Source organism: Marinitenerispora sediminis (genome assembly GCF_003336425.1).
GTDB lineage: Bacteria > Actinomycetota > Actinomycetes > Streptosporangiales > Streptosporangiaceae > Marinitenerispora > Marinitenerispora sediminis.
This window is the reverse complement of record NZ_QEIO01000105.1, coordinates 1-19,632: the sequence shown is the minus strand read 5'-3', so window position 1 is coordinate 19,632 and position 19,632 is coordinate 1. Positions and strand designations below refer to the sequence as shown.

Here is a 19,632-nt window from a genome sequence, read left to right as displayed (position 1 = left end):
GACCCTCCCGCCCCTCTGCGATGGAGGGCAGATCAACCGAAGCGTCCGCCCCTGCGCGTCGCCGTCACCGGGCGCCTCGGCCGTCCGGTCATGGGGGAGCCGCTGCGGAAGGTCCCGGCCCGCCGGGAACCAGAAGCGGGCGCCGCCCGCGCTGTCAGTGGTGGACCCCGGTCCTCGGACGCGCTGGCCCTGGACGACCTGGGACCCCCGTCCATGAGTGGGCGGCGTTTCCGGGGCCCGTGACGGCGGCGGCGGGAGTCGAATCCAGGTAGCCGCCGCAGAGTGCCTGGCCACCGCGCTGCTTGTTCATCAGAGATGGAAGGCGGCCTCGCGCCGTGAGAGGCCCAGCTGGTTCAACCGCCCGGAGGGGCGGTGGGGCGGGACCGCGGGCTCTAGCCAGCCCGCCCGTGTGCCGCGTGGGCCCAGACGTCCAGCAGCCGCCCCGCCGAACCGCCGATCGGGCCGACGGTGTCGGCCAGTGTGGCCGCGTCCGGAAGCCGCGCCGCCTCGATCGCCGGTACCGCCTCCGCGGCGTCATCGATCGTGGACGAGCACACCGCGAGCAGGTGGTCGGGCACGGTCAGCGCGGGGTCGACGCACCCGACCACCGGGGTGCCGACAGCGGTGACCATCGGGAAGACCGTACCGGGGATCCCGACAGCCGCCTCGGCGCGCGCTGAGGCCTCCAGCGTCGGCACCGAGCTGATCTCGTACTGCTCCCAGAGGCTGCTGTCCTCTCGGGGGTGCAGGCCGACCAGGATCGACTTCCCCGCCGCCCGCAGCCGCTCCGTGGACGCCAGCAGCAGCTCCGTGCCGGGCGCCGCGCCACCGGTTCCGTCAGGGTGGGTCACGCTGGTGACGACCAGCACCAACCCCGGCTCCGGCCTGCGCGCCGGCAGCGTGTCGGTCTGCGGCGAGCCGACGACGCGTACGGGACGCCGGGTTCCGAGGTAGCCGGCGAACGCGCGCCCCTCCGCCGGAGACGACGAGGTGATGACGCGCAGCCGTCCTCGGAGCTGCCGGGCTCCGGCGGCCTCCCCGGGTCCGAGGTAGGCCAGCGAGCTGGCGACCACCGGCAGCCGCCGGAAACGCGCGGCGCACTGCAGCGGCCAGTCGCCCGCGCCGGTCACCACGAGCAGGTCGGCGGGCGGCGCGTCGGCGGGAGTCGCCACCGGCACCGGGTCGTTCGGCGCGATCTGTGACATGTCCGGAACCAGTTGCGTCAGCCGAGCGCCGCGCCGCGCGGCCTCGGCCAGGAGCGGCCGGACGTGATACGTCCCCCACGGCTCGTTCGTCGCGACCAGTACGCGGAGCGGGCGCGGCCGTGGCGAGGCCCATGCCGAGCCGCCCAGAGCGACCACCCCTACGGCGCCGGCAACGCCCCCGAGCACGGTCCGGCGCGACCAGGTGGCAGTGTGCGATCTCCTGTCGTTCTCCATTCGTGCACCGTAGAGGGCGAGCCCGGCCAGGCGGTTAACGGCCCGGGAACCAGTAGCGATCACCCGGCTGCGCCACACCGGTCCCACGTGCCGTGCCCTGGCGCCGGGGCGGCGGCCGGGGGCTGGCCGCCGTGGGCATCGGGGCCGGGCAGGGATGGGCGGTGGTCCTCGCACGGCGGCCGGCCCGGCTCCGGTGCGGGTGGGGAGGGTTACGCGCCGTCCGGGGAGACGTGGGTGCGGTACTCGGCGTCGGCGACGCGGCTGTACTCGGCCTGCCGGGCCCGGGTGTGCTCCGCCACGGCGGTGTGCCAGGACTCGGGGGTGAAGCGCTGCCATCGGAGGGTCGTGGTGTTGCCCATGGCGATGAGCGGGAGGAACGGGGCGATGTCGACCTGTTCGATGTGCAGGGCGTCGGCGATCTCGTCGCCCTGCATCAGGCGGGTCAGGGCGTGCAGCATGGTGCGGGTCGCCGGCTCCGGGAGGGAGAGGCGGGCGCTGACCGGGCCGGTGGTGACGTCGATGAGTGCGTTCACCAGGGCGCGGGAGTCGTCGTTCGGGGGCGCGTTCGCGGTGTCGATCAGGTCGAGCAGTGACTCCGCGGTGACGTGGTCGCGGACGTGCTCGTGGAGCTCGGGGGCGAGGCCGAGCAGGTGGGCGATGTGGTGCCAGTAGCGGTAGAGGTCGGCCTCTTCCGTCTCGGTGAGGGTGATGCCGACCTTGGCGAGCGCCCGGAACGGGATGAGGGTGAAGTCGAGCCAGGTTCGGGCCGTGTCGATCTGGTTGACCGGGACGCCCCAGGTGTCGGTGTCCCAGCCGCGGCGCGCGGTTGCGGCGCGGACCCGGGCGTGCAGGAGGCGGACCTGGAGCGTGTCGAGGTAGCCGGGGGCGCCGCGGGACAGGCCGCCGGGGAGGCAGGCGTTCACCTTCCACAGGCCGGTCTCGGCGAGGCGGCGGCCCGCGGCGGAGGTGAGCCGGCCGGTGCCGACCAGTACCCGGGCCAGGCCGGGCGCGCTGTAGGTGTGCACGAGGGAGCCGAGCGCGAACGCCATGGTGTTCCAGAACGGCGAGACCGACATGCCGACGGTGTCGCCGCGGGCGAGCAGCTCCGGGTCCGCCCAGGGGGACGGCGCCTCGACCTCCCGGAGCAGGGCGGCGATCGCTGGCGGGGCGGAGTCCAGGCTGGCGAGGCCGTCGCGCAGCCCCTGCTGGAGGGTGCGCCGCGCCGGGGCACCGAGGGCGTCGAGCTCCGCGATCACCGCGTCCGCCGCGGGGTCGCCGGCGCGCAGCCCGTCCGCTACCAGCCGCAGCGCGGCGTCGCCGTGGCGGGCGCGCACCTCCTCCGCGTTGACCAGGCGGTGCGGCGGGATCGTGGCCGGGGATGCGGTGCGCATGCCTGCCTCCGGAGGGATGCGGGACGGGAAGGGGCCGCCGCGGAGGGCGCGCGGCCCGGGTGACGGGCACTCCGGTCTGGGAGCGTACCCCGGACCGGCGCGGCCCGGAGCCGGTCCCCGGCCGACCTGCGCGGCGGCCCCGGGGCCGGCGGTGCGACGGCGGTTCAGGGTCGTTTCAGGGGTGCGCCAGGGGCGTTCCGGATGGGAGGCGTCCCGTGGATCGGGCAGGGTAGTGGCATGAACCAGAAATTCGGCGGCAGGTCGCTGCGACGCAGCGCCGACAAGCGCCTCATCACCGGAGTCTGCGGCGGGATCGGCGAGTTCGTGGGCGTCGATGCCAACCTGGTGCGGCTCGCCTTCGCGATCTTCACCCTGCTCGGCGGCAGCGGCGTGCTCCTCTACGTCATCGCCTGGCTGGTGATGCCCGAGGAGGGAGCCGGGTCCTCCGTCCTGGAGCACATCATCCGCACCTTCCAGGGGAAGAAGTCGAACCTGTGAGCTGGACACTGCGCGCCCGGTCGGGGCGGATCCGCCGGATCCCCGGGGATCTCTTCCGCGGCGCCGACCCCGACCGGCGCACCCCTCGTACCGAGCCGGCCGCGGGACGCGCCGGGCACCGGGCGCACCGGGAACCGGTCCGCCGGTCCGACAGCGCCGCGGCCGGAGCGCACGCCGGACTCCGGGCGGAGTCACCCCGCCGCTGAGCCGGCGCCCTCCATGCCCCGGAGCGTCTCGGGGGCGAGCCGGGACCAGGGGACGGCCAGCGCCACCGCCGCCACCGCGCCGAGCGCGCCCGCGACGGTGACGACGGCGTACTTGTCGACGAACTCGGCCGCCAGGCTGGCGAGCACGATGCCGGTCCCCTGGGCCGCCTGCAGGCCCGCGGCGACCAGTCCGAACGCCAGTCCCCGGCCGTCGGACGGCACGCACAGCATGAACGCGGCATTGGCCACGAACTGGTACGACGAACACATGCCGGACAGGGCCAGCAGCGCGACCATGGCCCACAGCGGCGGATGCAGCACCCAGGCCAGCAGCGGCAGAGATGCCGCGACGGCCAGCAGTCCGACGAGCCGGACGCGCGGTCCGGGGGAGACCAGCCGGGTCAGCACCAGGCCGCCGAGCACCGCGCCTATCGAGGGGCCGGCCATGATGAGGCCGGCCGCCGCGGCCCCGCCGCCGACCTCGGACGCCAGGGGGTTGGCGAGCCCGTAGGGGACCATGTAGAAGCCGGCCAGCCAGCCGAACAGGGCGAGGGAACGCAGCCGGGAGTCGCGGAAGACGAGCAGCGTGCCCTCACGCGTGAGCGTCCACAGGCTGGGCCGCCGGGCGCCGCCTCCCTCCGTGATGGGCGCGGGGCGCGCCCGCACGCCGACCGCGATGACCAGCGCCGAGAGCAGGAACGCCAGGCCGTCGATCAGCACCGTGGCGTGCGGGTCGAGCAGCGCCACCAGGGCCCCGCCGGCCACGAGGCCGATCAGCGTGCCCACCTGCGAGGTGATGTTGATGATCGCCGACCCTGCGACGTAGCGCTCGCCCTGCACGATGTCGGTCATGAGCGCCGCGCGCGCCGCGCTGAACGGCACCGTCGGCAGGATCGAGCAGAAGAGCAGCACCCAGATGACCGGGATGGGCAGTCCCGGGATGCCGATGCTCGCCACCAGCAGCCCGCGCGCCACCTCGCTGACCACGATGACCCGGCGGCGCGGGAAGAGGTCGGCCAGCCCCGAGAGCAGCGGGCCGCCGACGATCTGCGGCAGGAAGGTCAGGGCCATGGTGAGACCGGTGGCGAGCGCGGACCCGGTGCGGTCGTAGACCAGCGCCGAGACGGCGATGGAGAGCAGGTAGCCGCCGCTCATCGAGAGCGCGTGCGCCACCCAGATGGCCCGGAACTCGCGGACCGCCATCACCTCGCGGTAGCCGCGCCGCCAGTCGCCGCCGGGCGGCGGATCCGGGGCGGTGCCCCCGGAGCCGGCGGGGGGCGGGCGGGAGCCGGCAGGCGGATGGGAAGGCGCGCTGTGCTCGGGGACGTCGAACTCGCGGTTGCCCGTGCGCGGATTACCCACCCGGCGACTCCTTGATCATTCGCACTGAGTGACTCTCGGTCGCTGGTGCGTAACATACCGTTCCCGGCGAGGGCGGTGCCGCGCAGCTCGATCGACGCGGTCGATGCCGGAATCGTCGACGAGTGGGGTCTCCGTGGCTTATGGGGTGCGCGGAGTGGCCGTCAGGTGCGGCCTCGGGCGGTCAATCCGGAACAATCCCGGCCCATACCGCGGCTGTGACGCATGGTCACGCCCAGCCGAGCTCCGCGAGGCGGTCGTCATCGATACCGAAATGATGTGCGAGTTCGTGGATGACGGTGATCCGGACTTCCGCAACCACCTGTTCCGGGGTGTCGCATTCGGCGCAGATCGCCCGCTGGTAGATGAAGATCTGGTCCGGCAGCACGCCCGCGTAGCCATCGCCGCGCTCGGTGAGCGGGATCCCCTCGTACAGCCCGAGCAGCCCCGGTTCGGGAGACTCGTCCTGCACGGTGATCACGACGTTGTCGATGTATCGCGCCAGCTCCTCGGGGATGGTGTCCAATGCGTCGGCTACGAGTTCCTCGAACTGGGCACGAGTTAGTTCGACCACGCCTCACATTCTGCGGCAGAGCGGGGCGTGCGGCCACCCGGGCGCGGCGGAGCGGGCCCTCCCCCGCTGACGCGCCGGGACCGAGTGACCGCGTCGCGAACGCGGCCGAGGGGGATGATGGGGGAGTGTTCGCTCGGTTGAGGTCCACACCGCGGTCGCTGTACGAGTCCGCGCGACGCTGGTCGCGGCCGCGCGTCCTCGCGGCCGGACTCGCCCGGGTCCGGCGCGGTCGCGCCTGGCGGGCCGCCGCGGTGCTCGCCGCGGCACTGCTGGGCGGCTGGCTCGGCCTCGCGCTCGGCGGGCAGGTGATGACCCCCGTGGGGCCGGCGGACGTGAACCTCAGCGTGGCCCCGTCCTGGCGCGGGGAGACCGTGGTCAACGTGGCGCCCCTCGGCAAGCTCGGCTTCGACACGCACGTGGCCCCGCTGAGGTTCGAGGCGACGATCTCGGAGATCCGGCTGGCCGCCGCCCAGGAGCTGTTCGAGAACCCCGACGCCATCAACCGGCTCGCCGACAGCATCGGGGCCGACGTGCGGCGCGGGGTCATCCACCTCTTCGTGCGGGCGGCGGTGGTCGCGGTCGCGGGGGCCGGGATCGCCGGGCTGGTGCTGTTCCGCTCATGGCGGCGGGCCGGCTGGAGCGCGCTGACGGCGCTCGGGCTCCTCGCCGCGGCGGGCACCGGCACGGTCGGCACCTTCAACCCCAACGCCATCTCCGAGCCGCGCTACACGGGCCTGCTGGCCGGCGCCCCGCAGGTCGTCGGCAGCGCCGAGGACGTGGTCAACCGCTTCTCCGAGTACCGGGCGCAGCTCGCCACACTTGTGGGCAACGTCTCACGGCTCTACGAGGCCACCTCGACGCTGCCGGTGTACGACGAGGACGACACCACCATCCGGGTGCTGCACGTCTCCGACATCCACCTCAACCCGGCCGCGTGGAACGTCATCCGGTCGCTCAGCGAGCAGTTCCAGGTGGACCTCATCGTCGACTCGGGCGACCTCACCGACCGGGGCAGCGCCGCGGAGGACGCCTTCGCCGACGAGATCGCCCGGCTCGACGTCCCCTACGTCTGGATCCGCGGCAACCACGACTCCATGGGCACCCAGCGCGCCGTGCAGGACCAGCCCAACGCGGTGGTGCTCGACGACGAGATCGCGGAGGTCGGGGGCCTGCGCTTCTACGGCGCCGGCGACCCCCGGTTCACGCCCGACCGCGCCCGGGAGAACCCCGACGACGCGGCGGTCGCGGCGATCGGCGCCGGGCAGGCGGCGTCGGTCGCCGAGGCCGACCCGCCGGTCGACGTGGCGATCCTGCACGACCCGCTGCAGGCGCAGGCGTTCAGCGGCGAGGTGCCGCTGGTGCTCTCGGGCCACGGGCACCGGCGCTGGACCCGGCTCGACGACACCGGGACCCGGTTCTTCGTCCAGGGCTCCACCGGCGGCGCGGGCCTGCGCGGCCTCGACCCGGGCGCCGACCGGCCCACGCCCTACGCGGCGTCCGTGCTCTACTTCGACCCCGAGAGCCGGCGCCTGCAGGCGTGGGACGACGTCACCCTGGGCGGCCTCGGCCTGACCTCGGCCCAGATCGAGCGGCACATCGAGGCGGACCCCGACCGAGCGCTCACCCCCGCGTCGCCGCCGCCCACCCCGGCCACGTCGCCCTCCGGCGCCACCGCCCCACCGCCGGAGTCCCGCTCCCCGAGCCCGTGACACGCGCGCGGCCCCTGGTAGGACGGCGTGTCGAAACGCTTTGGCAGTCGGTGCGAATCTCCCCTATGCTTGACCCGTCCCCGACGGCAGACGAAGCGGGAAAAAGACGACTCGTTCGTCGTCGAGGCCCCCATCGTCTAGTGGCCTAGGACGCCGCCCTTTCAAGGCGGTAACGCGGGTTCGAATCCCGTTGGGGGTACGGGCTCCGTCCAAAGCACTGCTGAAGGTCTGGCAGAATAGAGGACACGGAGCGCGGGAACGCGAAAGACCCGGTAAGATCGGGAACATCGCGAAACGCACAACAGAACAAGGTCCTGTGGAGCAGTTTGGAGTGCTCGCCACCCTGTCAAGGTGGAGGCCGCGGGTTCAAATCCCGTCAGGACCGCTCGCTACACCAGATGGTGCGCGGGGCCAGGTAGCTCAGTCGGTACGAGCGTCCGCCTGAAAAGCGGAAGGTCGGCGGTTCGACCCCGCCCCTGGCCACCCATTCTGAACAGTGAAAAAACCCGGAGCCGTAATGGTTCCGGGCTTTCTTGACAGCAACGGCCTCAGCCGAGAGCGTCCCCGAGCTTCCCGAGCGCCCGCCGCTTCTCACCAAGTGACGCGTGCGCGTAGATCGTCATCGTCACGCCGATATCGCTGTGGCCCACGATGTCCCGCACTACCTGGGGCGGTACTTCGAGGTTCAGTAGCAGCGTCACGCAGGTGTGCCGGAGATCGTGGAAGCGGACGCCGTCGAGGCCCGCCTTCCGCCGCAGCGGTTCCCAGCTCCGCCGCAGGTTGTCCGGCTCCAGGGGAGTGCCACGCTTCGACGGGAACACGAGCCCGTGTTCCTCCCAGTCCGGCCAGGCGTCCGAGCGCTCGGCGAACTGACGCCTCCGGTGCTCCCGTAGTGCTTCCACGCAGAGACCCGGCAGGGGGACCGTGCGCGAGGAGTCCTCGGTTTTCGGCGGCACGAGGCGGAGCTTCCCACCGACGCGTTGGGGTCTCCACGGTTCGGCGCGACGGCCTTCCCCCGAGCCTAGAAGACCGGGACCCGCGGAGCGGGAAGCCGGTGGTGGGGCTTCTGCGAGGGGCAGAACCACGGCGCCTCCGCGGGTATCCGATACCTTCGTCATCCCCTTCGCGCGCCGCACGCGCGGCGCGGGGAGGCCGCCCGCCGAACCGGCGGGCGTGGAAGTGAGGAGGCGGGACGTGGAGACGATGACCGACGGCAGAGGTGCGGGGCCGGGGAGGTCGGGCGCGGGCGGGCGCCTGGTGCGGGTACGCGGCCTGGTGGCCCTGGCGGTCCACGCGCTGGTCATGCTCCCGCTCGGCGGACTCCTCGTACTGGGGGCGACCGTCGGGCCCCTGGGCGGCACCTCGCCGGGGCAGGCGTTCCTGCTGTCCGCGCTGGGGCTGGCGGCGGGCCCCGTCCTGCTGTGGCTGCTGGTCAAACCGCTGTGCGCGCTCGGACGCTGGATCGGCGGGCGGCTCGGCGGGCACCGTGTGCTGTGGGCGCTCCTGCTGTCCGCGCTGGCGCAGACGGCCGTGTACGGGGTGTTCCGGGCGGTCACCGACCCCGACGCCGCGCTCGGGCTGACCTTGCTCCTGTCGGCCTCCCTGGTGCCGGTGTCGGCCGTCTACGCGGCCGTGCGCCCGGCGGGCCCGGTGCCGCGGAGCAGGACGGGCCGGTGGGTGCTGGCGGGCCTGCTGGTCCTGGTCGGTGTCGAGGACCTGCCCGACACCACCAGGTCCGGCGGAGCCCCCGTAGCGCACCTCGGGCCACGGCCCGAGGACGTGTTCGCCCGGCTGGCCGTCCGCGAGTCGGGCCGCACCGTGTACCGGGAACGCGCCCCCAAGGCGTGGACGCTGACCGTCCTGGGCACCTACGCCGCCGCCATGGCCGCCATGTGGCTGACGGCCGACTCCGGCGACGCCACAGGGGGAGCCCTCCTCCTGTCCGTGCTCTTCTTCGTCCTCTTCGTCCTCCCCCTGCTCGTCGAGCCCTTCCTCAAGTTCCGCTACAACCGGATCCGGCTGACCGGGCACACGCTGCGCGTGGGTCGGCACACCGTCCCCCTGGCCGAGCTGGTTGCGGGGGCCGCCGGAACCGACGGGCTCGCGCGGGCCGTGCGGGACGGGACCCCAGTGCCCATGGGCGGCCGTCCGGCGTGGTCGTCCACGCCCGCACGGTGGCGTCCGGTGCTGGTGCCCACCAGGCACGGGGAGACGCTACTCGTCCCCGCGCGCCACCCGGAGCGGCTGATCCGGGCGCTGCACGCCGCGGACGGCCCCGCAGGCGAGGCGGCCCGGGGCTGAGCGCCCCGGCGCCTGTGCGCCGGGGCGCTGTCGGGGTCGACGGGCTACTTTCCCACCGTGCTGGCGACCCAGTCGCCGTGCTTGGCCGCTTCGGTGAAGACCCACGGGCATACGCAGGCCACGTTCTCGCCGTAGTCGCCGTCGCGGCTGGTCAAGCCGACCAGCTCCCAGTCGTCCTCCCCGCCACGGATCAGGGGCCGCCGGAGTCGGTCGAGCAGACCTGCGCCTCGTCGGTGGGGTGTCCGGAGCACAGGTCGCCGTCGAGCTCCGCGCACCGGTCATCGGGCACGGTCTCGGTGTCGAGCTGCTGCAGGATCTCCGGCTTGCGCTCCCAGCCGATAAGCGTCGGGGTACAGGTGAAGTCGGGGCACAGGTGAATCTGCGCGTGTCCAACCAGAGGTGAAGCGACTTTAAGAGACACCCCTCGTCTCCCCATGGCTAGCATCACTTCGGGCGGTCCCGGCCGCCGGTTCCGCTTTGGGTGACGGCCCCAGAGCGAAGAGCAGGGGCCCGTGGTCCATGACTGGAGTCGTCTCGACGCAGTGACCGCGCCGCGGTGTCCGGATGGTGCGTGGGGGGAAGTGGGTCGCGCCCCACGCTTTCCGGGATGGGGCGGGGGCGGAAGGCCCGCGTCGAGGGCGTCCTGCGGGCAGTCGCCAGGGTGCCGCCGGTGGACGCGTCCGGAGCGCGTTACGGGACCTCCAGGGCCGGCGCCGGCTGAGTCGTGGAGATCGTGAATTCCCGCTCCGCGGGCCCCGCAGTGCGGTGCCCGGTGGCGAGGCCGGCGTCGCGGTCCTCCAGTGCCCTGGGTGCGAAGGGATCCGGGGTAGGGACCGGCCTTGCCCGGTGCGGTGCCAGAAGCCCGTCTGCGTCGGTGCGGCGCCCTTCGCGGGGCGCCCTTCGCCGGGTCGGCTACTCCTCGCTGCGGGACTCCTCCCTGCCGCGGTTGCCAACGGTGCCGAAGGTGACCCCGAGAGCGATACCGATCCCCGTGCCGAGAGCGATCCCGAGCCCGATGTTGTCCAGCGACAGGCCGAACACCACGCCGATGGCGATGCCCAGGGGAAGGCCGACCGCCATACCGCTCTTCTGATCCATCCTTCTTCACCGCTCCCCGTCCTGCGGCCCCAAGACGTGCTCCCCGGGCCCTCCTCCTACGACGGCGGACCGGGGGGTGCGGTTCCGTCCGCCGGCCGCGAGTGTCTGCCCGCGGACCGCCGCGAACCAGGACCGCCGTCCCCGGTCACGGGGCCTGGGTCGGTCGCCCGTGCGGCCATGTGCCGCTCCGTTCGCGGCAGGGCCCTGCGGACGCCTCCCAGACCGCGCCGACCGCGGTCCACCGCCGCCCTCGCTCGACCGGGGTGGGTGGGTCCCGCGGCCGGACATGCCGCCGGCGGCTCAGCCGCCGCGCGGGGCGTACATGATGACGGCCACCCCGACCAGGCAGATGAGCGCCCCGACGACGTCGAAGCGGTCGGGGCGGAAGCCGTCCACCACCATGGCCCACGCCAGCGAGCCGGCGACGAACACCCCGCCGTAGGCGGCCAGGATGCGCCCGAAGTCGGCGTTGGGCTGCAGGGTGGCGACGAAGCCGTACAGGCCGAGCGCGATCACGCCGGCACCGGCCCAGAGCAGCCCGCGCTGCTCTCGGACCCCCTGCCACACCAGCCAGGCGCCGCCGATCTCGGCGAGCGCGGCGAGGGCGAAGAGCACGATGGATTTGAGGACGGTCACGTCGTCGCAGCCTAGGCGACCGCCGCGGCGGCGGGCACGGCGCCCCGGGTCCGCCGCCGCGCCCGCTACCGGCTGCCGTGCGGGCCGCGGTGCGACCGCACCACGTGCTTCTCCTTGTCGGTGAAGAAGTCGAGACTGGTCGTCTGGTTCGTGACGAAGCCGCCCTTGAACTCGATGAACACCGCCTTGGACGTGTTGTTGTGGTACCGGATGGCGGTCTCGGCGGCGGCTGCCTCGGCCAGTCCGAGAACCAGCGGGAGGGCGAGCGTGCCACCGACGAGGAAACGCTTCGTGTTGCGCATATGCGATCACACCCCAATTGACGAGAGTCCAGCGACGGTGCTCCGGGTCGGCGATGGGACGGGTCGATTCTCCGCTGGCAGGCGCCGCCGCCCGGTTTTCCAGGGGCGCATATGTGGAAATCGGGCCCGATCATGACGGTTCCTTTGAATCGCCGCACTCAGCCATTTGAATGGGTGAATCCCATCAAATCGGGCGTGCTTCGCCGGCCCCCTGGCGGCCGGGCTGGTGGCGTCCTCCGGATGCGGAACCGCGGCGGTGCGAGGCGCGACCTGGCGTGTCCGTGGCCGGACGGCCGCCTGGCACGAGGACGGGCGACCGGTGCGACGGGATGGGCCGCCATTTCCCCGGTTTTCCGCCGTTCCATCGGCGCCTTTGTTGCGTGCCCGAAACGCGGTCATTGCACGGGATGTCCGCAAGTAGGCTTTTCGTGCCTTGATATGCACCAGGACAGAGCGGGGTGGAGTTCTCCCTTGACCGTGCGGGACCATGCGCGGGCGATCGTGGAAGCCCAGTGGTTTCAAACGTCCGTCATTACGCTCATCCTGGTCAATGCCGTCCTGCTGGGCGTCGAGACGTCGCCCAGCCTGATGGCCGCCCACGGCGAACTGCTGCACCGGATCGACCTGTGCGTGCTCGGCGTGTTCGTCCTGGAGCTCGCGCTGCGGATCTACGCGCATCGCGGGGCGTTCTTCCGTGATCCGTGGAGCTGCTTCGACCTCGCGATCGTCGGCATCGCGCTGCTGCCGGCGTCCGGGCCGTTCGCGGTGCTGCGCACGCTCCGGGTGCTGCGCGTCCTGCGGCTGCTCTCGGTTATCCCGACGCTGCGGCACGTCGTGGCCGGCCTGCTCAAGGCGCTGCCCGGCATGGCCTCCATCGCCCTCCTCGTGGCACTGCTGCTCTACGTCTCGGCGGTCATGTCCACCAAGCTGTTCCGGGTGACCTCGCCCGAGCACTTCGGGGACGTCTGGACCTCCCTGTTCACGCTGTTCCAGATCATGACGGGCGACAGCTGGGGGGAGATCGCCAAGACGGTCATGGACGAGCAGCCGATGGCCTGGATCTTCTTCGTCGGCTACATCCTCGCCTCGACCTTCATCGCGCTGAACCTGTTCATCGCCGTCGCGGTGGAGGCCCTGGAGCACGAGTCCGGCGAGCACCGCGACCACCGCGGCGAGCTCGGGGCGGACTCCCGCGAGGTGCTGCGGGAGCTGCGCGAGCTGCGGGCCGAGGTCGCCGAGCTGCGCGCGGCCGGCCTGGCGGCGGAGCGGCGGGGCTGACGCGGCGCACGCATCATCGCCGCCGCACCGGGCAGGGTCCCGTACGGGGGATGACCATGGGGGATGACAAGGACATCACCGTCCGCCGCGTCTACGACGCCGTCAAGGAGGGCGCGCCGCGCGGCCGCGTGTACCTGGTCGACGCGATGTGGCCGCGCGGGGTCCGCAAGGCGGACCTGCGGGTGGACGACTGGCTGAAGGGTGTCGCACCCAGTCGCGAGCTGCGCACGTGGTTCGGGCACGACCCGGAGCGGTGGCCCGAGTTCCGGAGGCGCTACCGGGCTGAGCTGGACGAGCACGCCCCGGATCTTCGACCGCTGGAGCAGGCCGCCGCCGAGGGGCCGGTGACGCTGCTGTACGCGGCCCACGACGAGCGGCGCAACAACGCCGTCGTCCTCGCCGACTACCTGCGGGAGCGGGTGTCGGAGCGCTGAGCCGCCGCCCACGGCGGGCGGTGGCTCTGTACGGACCTCGATATACCCTAGGGGGGTATGGTATGTTCGTTGATGTCGGCGGGTGGAGCGCCCGCCGGCACCGTCCGAGCCGACCGGCTCGGTTCCGTGCGTGAGGGTGAGGAGAAGGCGATGGCCACCACCGTTTACACCGTCGAGGGAATGACCTGCGGACACTGCGTCAGCTCGGTCAGCGAGGAGGTCGGCCAGGTCCCCGGGGTGACCGGCGTCGAGGTCGACCTCGCCAGCGGCGCCCTCACCGTCACCAGTTCGACGGCCGTCGACGACGCCGCCGTGCGCGCGGCCGTCGAAGAGGCCGGTTACGCGGTGAAGGGGTAGCCATGAACGTGCCCGCGAAGCTGGCCGTCTACGGACTCGGCCTCGTGGTGGCGTTCACGGGTGCGTTCGGGGCCGGCCGGTGGCTCGGCCCCGTCGCGCCGGCGAGCGCGGCCCCCGACCACGCCGCCGCACCCGAGGAGACCCCCGGGGGGTATCCGGTCGACGCGGACGTGCCGGCCGGCCTGCGGATCTCGGCTGACGGCTACACGCTCGACCCGGTAGACGCCCCCGAGGAGGCCGGCGAGCGGGCGGACCTGGTGTTCCGTGTCCTCGGCCCGGACGGCGCGCCGGTCACCGACTTCGCCGGCTCCCACGAGAAGCGCATGCACCTGATCGTGGCGGCCCGCGACCTCGGCGGCTACCAGCACCTGCACCCCGAGATGGCCGAGGACGGCACCTGGAGCGTCCCGCTGGAGCTGGCGGAGCCCGGGCCGTACCGGATGTTCGCCGACTTCGTCCCCGACGGCGGCACCGGCACCACGCTCGGCGCCGACATCGCCGTGCCGGGCGAGTACCGGCCCCGGCCGCTGCCCGAGGAGTCCCGGACCGCCGAGGTCGACGGCTACACCGTCGAACTGGCCGGCGGCCTCGTGCCCGGCACCACCAGCGAACTGGCCTTCACGGTCCGCGAGGCGGAATCCGGGACGCCCGTCACCGACCTGCAGCCCTACCTCGCCGCCTACGGCCACCTCGTCGCCCTGCGCGACGGCGACCTCGGCTTCCTGCACGTCCACCCCGAGGGCGAGCCCGGGGACGGCGCCACCCCGTCCGGCCCGGAGATCGGCTTCGCCGCGGAGGTCCCCTCCGCCGGCACCTACCGGCTCTACCTCGACTTCAGGCACGACGGCGAGGTCCGCACCGCCGAGTTCACCGTGACGGCGGCCGGAGACGGGGAGCCCGCGCCCGCACCCGGCTCCGGTGGCACCGGCCACGGGCACTGACCAGCGCGTATCCTGCGAGGAAGTGAGAGAGACCATGGACGGCACCCGCGACGGAGTACCGGAATCCGACGGCCTGGTGGAACTGGCCATCGGCGGGATGACCTGCGCCTCGTGCGCCGCGCGTATCGAGAAGCGGCTCAACCGGCTCGACGGCGTCACCGCCACCGTCAACTACGCGACCGAGAAGGCGCGGGTGCGCTTCCCGCTCGACATCGCGCCCCAGGACCTGATCGGTGTCGTGGAGAAGGCGGGCTACACGGCCCGGCTCCCGGAGCCGGAGCCGGCCGCGGAGCCCGCTGGCGGCCCCGGCTCCGAGCCCGACCCCACCCGCGCGCTGCGCACCCGGCTCGTCGTGAGCACGCTGCTCTCGGTACCGGTGATCCTGATGGCGATGGTCCCGGCACTGCAGTTCACCTACTGGCAGTGGGCCTCGCTGGCGCTGGCCGCGCCGGTCATCGTGTGGGGCGCGCTGCCGTTCCACGTCGCCGCCTGGAAGAACCTGCGGCTCGGCGCGGCCACGATGGACACCCTGATCTCGATGGGCACCGTCGCGGCGTTCGCGTGGTCGCTGTACGCGCTGTTCCTCGGCTCGGCCGGGGAACCCGGGATGACCCACCCGTTCGCGCTCACCATCGCGCCCACCGACGGTTCGGCCAACATCTACCTGGAGGTGGCGGCCGGCGTCACGATGTTCCTCCTGGCCGGCCGGTACTTCGAGGCGCGCTCCAAGCGCCGCGCGGGCGCCGCGCTGCGCGCGCTGCTGGAGCTCGGCGCCAAGGACGTCCAGGTGCTCCGCGACGGCCGCGAGGAGCGGGTGCCGATCGCCCGGCTGCGGGTCGGTGACCGGTTCGTCGTCCGCCCCGGAGAGAAGATCGCCACGGACGGCGTCATCGAGGAGGGCAGCTCCGCGGTCGACATGAGCATGCTCACCGGCGAGTCCGTCCCGGTGGAGGTCGGACCGGGCGCCGCGGTGGCCGGGGCCACGGTGAACGCGGGCGGGCGGCTCGTGGTGCGGGCCACCCGGGTCGGCGCCGACACCCAGCTGGCGCAGATGGCGCGGTTGGTCGAGGAGGCGCAGAGCGGCAAGGCGGAGATCCAGCGGCTCGCCGACCGGGTCTCCGGGGTCTTCGTCCCCATCGTCATCGCGCTGGCCGCGGTCACCCTGGGCTTCTGGCTGGGGACCGGCGGGTCGGTCGACGCGGCGTTCACCGCGGCGGTGGCCGTGCTCATCATCGCCTGCCCGTGCACGCTGGGGCTGGCCACGCCGACCGCGCTGCTGGTCGGCACCGGCCGCGGTGCCCAGCTCGGCATCCTCATCAAGGGGCCGGAGGTCCTGGAGAGCACCCGGCGCATCGACACCATCGTCCTGGACAAGACCGGTACCGTCACCACCGGCCGGATGACGCTGCTCGACGTCGTCGTCGCCGACGGCGAGGACCCCGCCGAGGCGCTGCGCCTGGTGGGTGCGGTGGAACACGCCTCGGAGCACCCCATCGCGCAGGCCGTCGCCGAGGAGGCCGCGCGGCGGGTCGGCGGGCTGCCGCCGGTGGCCGACTTCCGCTCCCTCGACGGCCGCGGGGTGCGCGGCACCGTCGAGGGGCGCGACGTGCACGTGGGCCGGGCCGCGCTGCTCGCCGAGGTCTTCCCCGAGCCGGCCGCCGAACTCGCTGAGGCGAAGGCGGCGGCCGAGGGACGCGGGCGCACGGCCGTGCTCGCCGGGTGGGACGGCCGCGTGCGCGCCGTGCTGGTGGTCGCCGACGCGGTCAAGCCGACCAGCGCGGAGGCGGTCCGGATGTTCCGCGACCTCGGGCTGACCCCGGTCCTGCTCACCGGCGACAACCGCGACGTCGCGCGCACCGTGGCCGCCGAGGTGGGCATCGACGAGGTGATCGCGGAGGTGCTGCCCCAGGACAAGGTGGACGTCGTCCGGCGGCTGCAGTCCGAGGGGCGGACCGTGGCCATGGTGGGCGACGGGGTGAACGACGCCGCCGCGCTCGCCCAGGCGGACCTGGGCCTCGCCATGGGCACCGGCACCGATGTCGCCATCGAGGCGGGGGACCTCACGCTCGTCCGCGGCGACCTCCGCGCCGCGGCCGACGCCATCCGGCTGTCGCGCCGCACCTTCGCCACCATCAAGGGCAACCTGTTCTGGGCGTTCGCCTACAACGTGGCGGCCCTCCCGCTGGCGGCGGCCGGCCTGCTGAACCCGATGATCGCGGGGGCCGCGATGGCGTTCTCCAGTGTCTTCGTGGTGAGCAACAGCCTGCGGCTGCGCGGGTTCAGGGCGCTCGCGGACACCGCTGCCTCCGAGCAGCCGCCCGCGCCGCGCCGGACACCGGACCAGGAGCCCGCCCGGACGAGGTGAGGCGGCCGCACGGGCCGGAACGGGCCGGGAGGCATACCTCCCGGCCCGTTCCGGCTCTTCGGCCGCGGGGATGGCCGTCGCGCGTGGACTCTCGCCACCAGACGGGCCCCGGCGCCCGCCCGACCGCCGCGGCCGCGGCGGTCGGAACCGGCCCGGGTCCGCGGTGATCGCGGACCGGAGCCGTCCGCGATGCCGCGTAGCGTCGCCCGTGTCGGACCGAGAGAAGGGCAGCCCCGTGGCCATCACCGAAACGAGCACGCCGGCGGACGAGCGCGCCGAGATCCTCACCCTCCTTGCCGAGCAGCGGAACGCCCTGCTCATCACGGTCCGGGGGATCGGTGACGCCGACGCCGCCCGGCGTACCACCGTGAGCGAGCTGACCCTCGGCGCGCTGCTCAAGCACGTCGCCCTGACCGAACAGGGCTGGGTGCGGCTGCTGGCCGGCCAGGAGGGGGCCGCACAGCTCGGGGAGGGCCGGGAGGACCTCTGCCTGGGCAGGGGGGAGACCCTGGCCGGGTGGGTCGAGCGCTACGCCGAGGTCGCGCGCGCGACGAAGGCCGCTGTGGCCGCGCTGCCGGGACTGGACGTCCTCCGCCCGCTTCCCGCGGCCCCGTGGTTCCCGCCCGGCGCCGCCTAGTCGGCCCGCCGTATCCTGCTGCACGTGCTCCGGGAGACCGCCCAGCACGCCGGCCACGCCGACATCATCCGGGAGTCCCTGGACGGTGCGAACACCACCGCGACCCTGATGGCGGACATCACCGCCGGGGCCCGGGGGTGAGGCCGACGGGTCGGCGCGCCGACCCGGAGCGCGTCGCGGCCCGCGCGGCCCGCGACGCGGTGAACTTGCGGACGTAGCGCAACCGGCATTCCGGACACGGGGATCGCCGCGGGCGGCGGTGTCGCACCAGCTCAGCGCGGGCGGGAACGGAGAGGGGCCGGCGCCAATGGGCGGCCGGTCAACGGACTGTGTCGCTTGGGGGACCTTGGGGGCTTTTACACTCCCCAGAGTGGCGCCGCGATTTCGCGAGCGTTCGCCTCCCTACCGAGGATCCTCACGAATGAGCACTGAGCAGTCTGCGCCCGATCATCTCCTGGCCGGGCGATACCGGATGTCCCGGCTGATCGGCGAGGGCGGCATGGGGCGTGTCTGGGAGGGCACGGACGAACTCCTGGACAGGCCCGTCGCCATCAAGGAACTCACCATCTCACCGCACCTGCCGCAGCGTGAGATCGACGTGCTGCGCACCCGCATGCTGCGCGAGGCGCGCAGCGCGGCGCAGCTGAGCCACCCGGCCATCATCACCGTCTTCGACGTGGTGGAGAGCGACGACCGGCCGTGGATCGTCATGGAGTTGGTGCGCGGCAACTCGCTCAGCGAGTTGATCAAGCAGGGCGGCCCGCTGCCGCCGCTCCGGGTGGCCCGGATCGGCCTGCAGATGATCGCGGGGCTGGCCGTGGCCCACGAGCGTGGGATCGTGCACCGCGACATCAAGCCGGGCAACGTGCTCATCGCCTCCGGCGACCGCGCCGTCCTGACCGACTTCGGCATCGCCCGGCTGGAGGGCAGCAGCAGCCTCACCAGCACCGGGAACCTGCTCGGCTCGCCCAGCTACCTGGCGCCGGAGCAGGCCCGCGGCCGACCGGCCTCCCCGGTGACCGACATGTGGGCGTTCGGCGTCACGCTGTACGCCGCCGTCGAGGGCGCGCCGCCGTTCCTGCGTTCGACGCCCATGGCCACCCTCACCGCCATCGTGACCGAGGAGGTGCCGCCGCCGCGCTCCGCCGGCCCGCTGCTCCCCGTCCTGCAGGCCATCCTGGACAAGGAGCCGGAGACCCGCGCGTCCCTGGAGGAGGCGCGGAGCATGCTGTACGAGGTCGTCACCGAGGGCGGCGGGATGGGTCCGTCGCCGGCGAGGTCGGGCGCGTCGCCGGGCGCCTCGGCGGCGACGCGCACCACGACCACGCCCTTCGAGAGCACCTCCGGTCCGGCGGCGCCGCCGGCGGCCTCCGCGCCGCACGCGCCGCTCGCGGAGCCGGACCACATCGTGGTGCCGCACCACCGGGGCGGCCGGCGGCTGACCGTGCTGCTCGCCCTCACGGCGGTCGTGCTGCTCGTGGTGATCGCGCTCACCCTCTGGTTCGCCGACCTCGGCCGACCGGACGCCCAGGCGGGGGCCGGCGACGCGCCGGCGCCGCAGTCGGAGTCGAGCGCCCCCTCCGGCTCGCAGGCCGACATGTCGCAGTCCCCGGTGGACACGGCGGCCACGGCGGACGGCGCGCGGGTCGAGGAGGAGGCGGCGGACGGGCCGCGCGAGGGCATGGTACGGCACGAGGACGAGACCGGCTTCGCGGTGGACGTGCCCGAGGACTGGGAGATGGAGCGGCGCAGCGGCGGGGTGTTCTTCATGAACCCGGACGGCGGCTACCTGCAGATCGACCAGACGGACAGCCCGGGCGAGGACGCCCGCGAGGACTGGGAGCAGCAGGAGGGCGCCATCTCCAGCAACTTCGGCGGCTACGAACTGGTGTCGATCACCGACCTGGACGAGCCGTACGTGGAGCGCTACGTGAGCGCGGCCGACTGGGAGTTCACCTTCGACGGCTCCGGCGGTCGGCGGCACGCCGTCAACCGCGCGTTCCACACCGAGGAGAAGGGGTACGCGCTCTTCCTCGTCTCCACGGAGGAGGACTGGGAGGAGAACCGGGCGCTGCTCGACGAGATGACCCGGTCCTTCGAACCCGCG

At 73.4% G+C, this 19,632-nt stretch carries 18 protein-coding genes, 3 tRNA genes and 1 pseudogene; 13 read left to right on the top strand and 9 right to left on the bottom strand.

Annotated features, from left to right (window positions below; all coding sequences use genetic code 11):
- Positions 1-392 precede the first annotated feature (392 nt).
- Both DEF28_RS18920 and DEF28_RS18915 read right to left on the bottom strand, forming a co-directional pair.
- Positions 393-1,205, bottom strand: a complete 813-nt coding sequence (locus DEF28_RS18920) for a hypothetical protein (RefSeq protein WP_199493394.1) — start codon at positions 1,203-1,205, stop codon at positions 393-395.
- A gap of 443 nt (positions 1,206-1,648) precedes the next feature.
- Positions 1,649-2,830 carry an oxygenase MpaB family protein gene (locus DEF28_RS18915; RefSeq protein WP_114398489.1) on the bottom strand — a complete coding sequence of 394 codons (1,182 nt, stop codon included), beginning with the start codon at positions 2,828-2,830 and terminating at the stop codon, positions 1,649-1,651.
- A 237-nt stretch (positions 2,831-3,067) separates the two neighbouring features.
- Between DEF28_RS18915 and DEF28_RS18910 the strand changes: the two genes are divergently transcribed.
- A complete protein-coding gene (locus tag DEF28_RS18910; protein WP_114398490.1) occupies positions 3,068-3,328 on the top strand; it encodes a PspC domain-containing protein in 261 nt (86 codons plus the stop codon).
- Between the two features lie 191 nt (positions 3,329-3,519).
- Here the strand turns inward: DEF28_RS18910 and DEF28_RS18900 are convergent, their stop codons facing one another.
- Together DEF28_RS18900 and DEF28_RS18895 are read right to left on the bottom strand one after the other, a co-directional pair.
- On the bottom strand, positions 3,520-4,896 hold the full coding sequence (locus tag DEF28_RS18900) for an MFS transporter (protein WP_233515399.1): 1,377 nt from the start codon (positions 4,894-4,896) through the stop codon (positions 3,520-3,522).
- 226 nt (positions 4,897-5,122) lie between these two features.
- The gene (locus tag DEF28_RS18895) at positions 5,123-5,467 is read right to left on the bottom strand and encodes a metallopeptidase family protein (protein WP_114398492.1); all 345 of its coding nucleotides are present in this window, start codon (positions 5,465-5,467) and stop codon (positions 5,123-5,125) included.
- A gap of 158 nt (positions 5,468-5,625) precedes the next feature.
- Between DEF28_RS18895 and DEF28_RS18890 the strand changes: the two genes are divergently transcribed.
- The 4 genes from DEF28_RS18890 to DEF28_RS18875 all read left to right on the top strand — a co-directional run bounded on the left by DEF28_RS18890 (position 5,626) and on the right by DEF28_RS18875 (position 7,659).
- Positions 5,626-7,176 (top strand): metallophosphoesterase family protein, encoded by a 1,551-nt coding sequence (locus tag DEF28_RS18890; RefSeq protein WP_394340376.1) that lies wholly within the window; start codon positions 5,626-5,628, stop codon positions 7,174-7,176.
- A gap of 126 nt (positions 7,177-7,302) precedes the next feature.
- A tRNA-Glu gene (locus DEF28_RS18885) sits at positions 7,303-7,375 on the top strand.
- Between the two features lie 111 nt (positions 7,376-7,486).
- Positions 7,487-7,561 (top strand) — tRNA-Asp (locus tag DEF28_RS18880).
- 24 nt (positions 7,562-7,585) lie between these two features.
- Positions 7,586-7,659: transfer RNA gene (locus tag DEF28_RS18875), tRNA-Phe, on the top strand.
- Positions 7,660-7,724: 65 nt separating this feature from the next.
- Here the strand turns inward: DEF28_RS18875 and DEF28_RS18870 are convergent.
- A complete protein-coding gene (locus tag DEF28_RS18870) occupies positions 7,725-8,132 on the bottom strand; it encodes a tyrosine-type recombinase/integrase (RefSeq protein ID WP_233515398.1) in 408 nt (135 codons plus the stop codon).
- Positions 8,133-8,370: 238 nt separating this feature from the next.
- On the opposite strand from DEF28_RS18870, the gene DEF28_RS18865 reads away from it, so the two are divergent.
- The gene (locus DEF28_RS18865) at positions 8,371-9,477 is read left to right on the top strand and encodes a hypothetical protein (protein ID WP_147280236.1); all 1,107 of its coding nucleotides are present in this window, start codon (positions 8,371-8,373) and stop codon (positions 9,475-9,477) included.
- A 190-nt stretch (positions 9,478-9,667) separates the two neighbouring features.
- On the opposite strand, the gene DEF28_RS28515 is transcribed toward DEF28_RS18865, so the two are convergent.
- The 4 genes from DEF28_RS28515 to DEF28_RS18845 form a co-directional block, all read right to left on the bottom strand.
- Entirely contained in the window at positions 9,668-9,898 is a 231-nt protein-coding gene (locus DEF28_RS28515) for a serine protease family protein (RefSeq protein ID WP_233515397.1), read from the bottom strand.
- Between the two features lie 491 nt (positions 9,899-10,389).
- The gene (locus tag DEF28_RS18855) at positions 10,390-10,575 is read right to left on the bottom strand and encodes a hypothetical protein (protein ID WP_114446184.1); all 186 of its coding nucleotides are present in this window, start codon (positions 10,573-10,575) and stop codon (positions 10,390-10,392) included.
- A gap of 300 nt (positions 10,576-10,875) precedes the next feature.
- Positions 10,876-11,211: a YnfA family protein gene (locus DEF28_RS18850; RefSeq protein WP_114400148.1), complete on the bottom strand. Its 336-nt coding sequence runs from the start codon at positions 11,209-11,211 to the stop codon at positions 10,876-10,878.
- A gap of 65 nt (positions 11,212-11,276) precedes the next feature.
- Positions 11,277-11,513: a hypothetical protein gene (locus DEF28_RS18845; RefSeq protein ID WP_114400147.1), complete on the bottom strand. Its 237-nt coding sequence runs from the start codon at positions 11,511-11,513 to the stop codon at positions 11,277-11,279.
- A gap of 477 nt (positions 11,514-11,990) precedes the next feature.
- On the opposite strand from DEF28_RS18845, the gene DEF28_RS18840 reads away from it, so the two are divergent.
- The 7 genes and pseudogenes from DEF28_RS18840 to DEF28_RS18810 all read left to right on the top strand — a co-directional run.
- Complete coding sequence (locus DEF28_RS18840) at positions 11,991-12,791, top strand: ion transporter (protein ID WP_374058234.1); 801 nt, start codon at positions 11,991-11,993, stop codon at positions 12,789-12,791.
- 50 nt (positions 12,792-12,841) lie between these two features.
- The gene (locus tag DEF28_RS18835; RefSeq protein WP_114400145.1) at positions 12,842-13,225 is read left to right on the top strand and encodes a DUF488 domain-containing protein; all 384 of its coding nucleotides are present in this window, start codon (positions 12,842-12,844) and stop codon (positions 13,223-13,225) included.
- 150 nt (positions 13,226-13,375) lie between these two features.
- Positions 13,376-13,582, top strand: coding sequence for a heavy-metal-associated domain-containing protein (locus DEF28_RS18830; protein WP_114400152.1), 207 nt, complete (start codon positions 13,376-13,378; stop codon positions 13,580-13,582).
- 2 nt (positions 13,583-13,584) lie between these two features.
- Positions 13,585-14,523: a hypothetical protein gene (locus DEF28_RS18825; RefSeq protein WP_114400144.1), complete on the top strand. Its 939-nt coding sequence runs from the start codon at positions 13,585-13,587 to the stop codon at positions 14,521-14,523.
- A gap of 34 nt (positions 14,524-14,557) precedes the next feature.
- The gene (locus DEF28_RS18820; protein WP_114400143.1) at positions 14,558-16,888 is read left to right on the top strand and encodes a heavy metal translocating P-type ATPase; all 2,331 of its coding nucleotides are present in this window, start codon (positions 14,558-14,560) and stop codon (positions 16,886-16,888) included.
- 70 nt (positions 16,889-16,958) lie between these two features.
- A pseudogene (locus tag DEF28_RS18815) lies at positions 16,959-17,666 on the top strand (mycothiol transferase).
- 280 nt (positions 17,667-17,946) lie between these two features.
- A partial coding sequence (locus DEF28_RS18810; protein ID WP_147281072.1) for a serine/threonine-protein kinase occupies positions 17,947-19,632 on the top strand: 1,686 nt, incomplete at its 3' end.